Here is a 3,637-nt window from a genome sequence, read left to right as displayed (position 1 = left end):
ACCACCATAACTAATGAATGGTAGCGTTAAACCCTTAGTCGGCATTAAACCCATATTCATGCCCGCATTCACTAGAATTTGCAGTAAGAAAATAATGCTGATTCCATAAGCCAAATAACCTGCCCGCAGATAATTATGCTGCAAGGCACGATGTCCAATACGAATACAGCATGCCAACATAGTAAATGACAAAACCATTACCGTCGTTACGCCGAAGAAGCCAAACTCCTCCCCTAAAACAGCCAACATAAAGTCAGTATGTGCTTCAGGAAGATAAGAAAGCTTTTGCACACTATGCCCGAGTCCCGTACCAAACCATTCACCACGACCAAATGCCATCAATGCATTGGATAACTGATATCCAACACCTAATGGGTCAGCCCAAGGGTTGGTAAATGAAATAAGACGCTGGAAACGGAAAGGCTCAAAGATAATCAGTGCACTAATCCCTGCGAGAATTGCACCAAGCATAATTAAGAACTGGGTTGCAGGTGCGCCAGCCAAGAAGAACACACCCACCATCATCAAAACAATAACAACGGTTGCCCCTAAATCTGGCTCTGCCACGATAAAACCAACCGTAAGCGCCATCACACCACTCAAACGCAGCAAGCCTTTCCAATGCGTTCTAACTTCTTTAGCACGACGAACAACATAATCAGCCGTGAAAATAGCCATAACGATTTTGGCGATTTCTGTCGGCTGTAAAGTAAAGCCACCAACCTTAATCCAACGATGCGAACCATTGACCTCTGTGCCTACAACCAATACCGCCAATAACAGCACCATGGTAACTAGCCATAAAGGGAAGGCATTTTTAAACCAGATATTTAAAGAAACACGATACGTCAAAAAAGCGACAACAGCTGCGACAACAATCGAAATACCATGACGGATCAAGAAGTAAAATGGATTCTCATGGATATACTCTGCATAAGGCATAGATGCCGATGCCACCATGACAGAACCAAAACAAAGTAAAGAAATCACACAAAAAATCAGAATATTGCGTGGTGTCATTTCAGCAGGAAGTTTAGGCAACCGATTAAATAATCTTGAAATCTTCTGCACTGTATTTTGGGCTAAATCAGCCATACTTCAGTTCCTAGTTTTTATTTTCATTCAAGGCATTTACACATGCCACGAATTGATGTCCACGATCATTATAGCTTTTGAACATGTCAAAGCTAGCACAAGCTGGCGAGAGTAAAACAACATCCTCAGCTTGCGTGACTGTTTGAGCAAGCTCAACAGCAGCTTTGAGCGTATCAGCATGCTGAATGATTGTTGTGCCTTGGATGGCTTGCTCAATTATCGCGGCATCTTCACCGATCAGAATGACATTTTTGACATATTTTTGTATCGCATCACGCAATGGACGGAAGTCTTGACCTTTACCCTGCCCACCGAGAATCAATGCAAGTTTACCTTTTTTTACTTCAATCGCAGCACCCAAACCATCAATCGCAGCGAGCGTTGCACCAACATTGGTACCTTTAGAATCGTTGTAATATCGGACGTTATCGACTGTTTTCACAAACTCACAGCGATGCTCCAAACCTTTAAAGGTTTTTAATGTGTTAAGCATCGATTGCATATCTAAACCAACTGCTTCGCCTAATGCCAAACATGCTAAAGCATTCGCGACATTATGCATGCCCTGAATATACATTTCAGAAGTTTTCAATAAACGTTCACGGCCTCGTGCCAACCACATTGTACCGTCTGCATCACGAAGTACACCATATTGATTCAGATCAGGTGCATTAAGACCAAAACTTTGCATTGGTGTAACATCTGGAACCAGCGGACGACTGAGATTATCATCACGGTTAAACACCACTTTTTTCACACCTTGGAAAATACGATGTTTAGCTTTGTGATAACCCAACATGTCACCATGACGATCCAAGTGATCCTCACTCATATTAAGCACAACTGCAACTTCTGCATTTAAATGCGAAGTCGTTTCAAGCTGAAAACTTGAAAGCTCCAAAACAATCAGCTCAGGTTGATCTTGCAAAAGATCAAGCGCAGGACGACCGAGATTGCCACCTACAGCAACTTTTTTACCTGCATCTTTTGCCATTAAGCCAACCAAAGTCGTTACGGTACTTTTTGCATTAGAACCTGTAATCGCAATAATTGGTGCATCCGTTGCACGGCGTAAAAGTTGGATGTCACCTACAACAGGAATACCCGCCTCAATTGCCTGTTGAATTTCTGGGAGCTGTGGTGCAAGCCCTGGACTTAAAATAATTTCTTCCGCTTGTAGCAAAAGCTCTGTATCTAATTTCCCAAAGCTTGTTCGAATGCCAGCAGGAATTTGATCATGACCCGGTGGAGTCTCCCGAGAGTCTGTTACTGCAACTTGGTAGCCCTGTTCATGTAGAAAGTTTACAGCTGATACGCCAGAGATTCCCAAGCCAGCTACAACTTTTAATCCACCACGTTGTATTAACATTTTTGCCCCATTTGATTGCAGATCACAGAATGGCAAAAATGTTAGCACTTTACTGTTTTAAATGCTTTTTCAGTTTTAGTTTTATTCCGTCTTTTTTGTGTCAGTGAGTAAAACAAAAGCGATCTTTAGACACTTCGATTTCCTCATGGTTTATGAAGCTTCATAAATGAAGTTTTAGCTTAATTAAATTCAAAACCATCTTCTTTTTTTAAAACTTCTTTTTTTAGATCTATTTTATTTTTCAGCATAAAAAAAATACCCATATCAAATATGGGTATTTGTCATTTTGTTTCTTATCGCCATTTCACTGTTTGCACAGCTTCAGTAGTTTTGCTGTCATTTTTTTCATCTACAGCACATCCACAACCACCGCCACAGCCAACTGCCACTTTAGGTTTAAGCCATTTTGCCAAACTATTCCAGCCGAATTGCTGGCAGGTATTCGATAGTCCTAAAAATGCAGAGTTCGCAGTCTGAGGGAACACTTTTTTAAAGACAACGATAGCACTCCACAGCACCAATACAGCAACAATTAAGTATTCAAACATAAGCGTCTCTCCAATGATTCCCTCCCTCTTTTAAAGGGAGGTGTAGTGGGATTTCATTACCCCCAAATGCGTGATGCGATTTGGTAGGTAAAGAAAGACATTAAATAAGCTAAACCAAACAAATAAGCAGTCATCACTGCGACATGCTTCCAAGAACCCGTTTCACGGCGTACAGTTGCCAGTGTTGCTAAGCAGTGTGGCGCATAAACAAACCAAACCAGCAACGATAAGCCTGTAGCTAAAGACCAACCTGAGCCATCAGCACTAATTAAATGCGCTAAACCTTGAGCAACGGCATCATCATCAGCACCAGATAAGGCATAAACCGTTCCTAATGCAGCAACCACAACCTCACGCGCTGCCATTGCAGGAATTAAGGCAATACAGATCTGCCAATTGAAACCGAGCGGAGCAAAAATTGGTTGCATTACATGCCCTAACATCCCTGCAAAACTATAATCAATCGCTGGCTGTGTCGCACCATCAGGTGCTTGGGGGAAGGTACATAGGAACCAAAGCAAGATTGAAAGTGCAAAGATAATTCCACCGACACGCTTCAAGAAGATTTTGCCGCGATCAAGTAAACCAATACCCACACTCTTTAAATCTGGAATACGATAACTAG

The 3,637-nt window shown here is 41.9% G+C and carries 4 protein-coding genes; all 4 read right to left on the bottom strand.

The features are described 5' to 3' along the window. Positions 1-1,095, bottom strand: a 1,095-nt coding sequence (ftsW, locus tag B4237_RS02190) for a putative lipid II flippase FtsW (RefSeq protein WP_286941137.1), incomplete at its 3' end; no start/stop codon positions are given. Between the two features lie 10 nt (positions 1,096-1,105). Then, positions 1,106-2,464: a UDP-N-acetylmuramoyl-L-alanine--D-glutamate ligase gene (murD, locus tag B4237_RS02185; RefSeq protein ID WP_278595682.1), complete on the bottom strand. Its 1,359-nt coding sequence runs from the start codon at positions 2,462-2,464 to the stop codon at positions 1,106-1,108. 293 nt (positions 2,465-2,757) lie between these two features. Further along, positions 2,758-3,012 carry a DUF6587 family protein gene (locus B4237_RS02180; RefSeq protein ID WP_278595681.1) on the bottom strand — a complete coding sequence of 85 codons (255 nt, stop codon included), beginning with the start codon at positions 3,010-3,012 and terminating at the stop codon, positions 2,758-2,760. Between the two features lie 56 nt (positions 3,013-3,068). Next, on the bottom strand, positions 3,069-3,637 hold a 569-nt coding region (locus tag B4237_RS02175), incomplete at its 5' end, for a nucleoside recognition domain-containing protein (RefSeq protein WP_286941134.1).

Origin of the sequence: Acinetobacter sp. UBA6526 (assembly GCF_002434875.1) — a bacterium.
In the GTDB taxonomy this organism is placed as follows: domain Bacteria; phylum Pseudomonadota; class Gammaproteobacteria; order Pseudomonadales; family Moraxellaceae; genus Acinetobacter; species Acinetobacter venetianus.
Note: the sequence above shows the minus strand (reverse complement) of the source record. Positions and strands in the feature narration are given on the sequence as shown.

Bases quoted from the DNA above. Each gene is read 5' to 3' on its own strand.
- B4237_RS02180 (WP_278595681.1), bottom strand. From the start codon at position 3,012: ATGTTTGAATACTTAATTGTTGCTGTATTGGTGCTGTGGAGTGCTATC.
- murD (WP_278595682.1), bottom strand. From the start codon at position 2,464: ATGTTAATACAACGTGGTGGATTAAAAGTTGTAGCTGGCTTGGGAATC.